Raw genomic sequence first — 1,434 nt, 5'->3', positions numbered from 1 at the left:
ATCTGCAACTGCTCTACCAGGGTCGTTCCCCCAGTTCCGGCGGCGACTACGGCCTCCTGCCGTACCGCCCCGGCGGTGTCCGATCGTCAGCGCTGCAGGGTCAGCAGGCCGGGCCGGTACGGCAGGAGGCCGTAGTCGCCGCCGGAACTGGGGGAACGACCCTGGTAGAGCAGTTGCAGGTTGCACGCGTCGACGGTCATGGTCTGGTCGGCGCTGGTCCGCAGCAACTCACCGTGGCTGATGTCGTTGGTCCAGGTGGCACCGCTGTTGGCCTTGCCCGCGAACGGGTTGCTCTCGGACGTGGCCTGCGGCGTCCACGTGCCACCCAGGCTGTTGGCGGTGAACGAGCGGAAGTAGCGCCCGTTCGCGCCGATCGCTTCGACGATCATGAGGTACTTGTTCAGGCCCTGGAGCTTGTAGACCTGCACGGCCTCGAAGAGGTTGTTCGTCGAGTCGGTCATGATCGTCGTGTAGTTGGAGCCGAAGCTGCCCGGGAAGTTCCCGATCGGCATGCTCGCCCGGTAGATCCGACCGTTGTCGCCGGCGAAGAACAGGTACATGTTCTGGTCGTCGCCGATGACCGCCTGGTCGATCGGGCCGGTCGAGGAGTTGGAGATGCTGCCGGTGAACAGCGTCTGCGCCGCCGACCATCCGTTCGGGTTTGTCGGGTCACTCGAGGTCCGGTACGAGAAGGCCGGGCCACCCCACTGGTAGGCCAGCACCCAGATGTTGCGCGGGGCGAAATAGAACAGCGACGGCGCGACGGTCGCCGAGTTCATCGCGTTCTGGCTGGCCGAGCCCATCTGCGAGTAGTTGCTGAAGAGGCCGAAGTTCATTGAGCCCCACGTGGTTCCGGTGTCGTGCGTGGTGGCGTAGACGAGCTGCTGGCCGTTGTGCGGCGCGACGGTGAAGTCCTTCAGCGACACCCACCCCGACCTCGGCTGGGCCAGCGCACCCGTCGACGACCACCGGTACGACGAGGGCAGGTCGCACGCGCCGCCGGTCGGCGGCGTGGTCGGCGTCGGCGTCGGCGTCGGCGTGGGCGTCTGGGTGCCACCGCCGAGGGACGCGAGCCGGAACTGCTGGTTGCTCTGGCCGTGGCAGTCGTACAGCTGGACCTGGGCTCCGTTGCTGGTGCTCCAGACGTCCAGGCATCGCCCGGACTGCACGCCGCTGATGGTGCCGTTGGAGTTGACGTTCCACTGCTGGTTGGTCTGGCTGTGGCAGCTGTAGATCTGCACCGCCGCGCCGTTGCCGGAGCCCGCGGCGTCGAGGCACATGTTGCCGTACACCTGTAGTTGTTTGCTCGAGGTGTAGGTCCAGGCCTGGTTGGTCTGCCTGTTGCAGTCGTAGAGCTGCACCCGGGTGCCGTTGGTGGTCGCCGCGTTGGGCACGTCGATGCACCGGCCGGACTGTGTGCCGACGATCTCGCTG

1 protein-coding gene is annotated in these 1,434 nt (G+C 66.7%); it reads right to left on the bottom strand.

The genetic code is table 11. The annotated features are described in order from the left end of the window. Window positions 1–86 precede the first annotated feature (86 nt). Window positions 87–1,434: non-reducing end alpha-L-arabinofuranosidase family hydrolase (locus DLJ59_RS11895; RefSeq protein ID WP_208648649.1), on the bottom strand; the 1,348-nt coding region annotated here is incomplete at its 5' end.

Origin of the sequence: Micromonospora inaquosa (assembly GCF_003857055.1) — a bacterium.
In the GTDB taxonomy this organism is placed as follows: Bacteria; Actinomycetota; Actinomycetes; order Mycobacteriales; family Micromonosporaceae; genus Micromonospora; species Micromonospora inaquosa.
The sequence above is the reverse complement of the archived record's forward strand: the minus strand, read 5'-3'. Positions and strand labels throughout refer to the sequence as shown.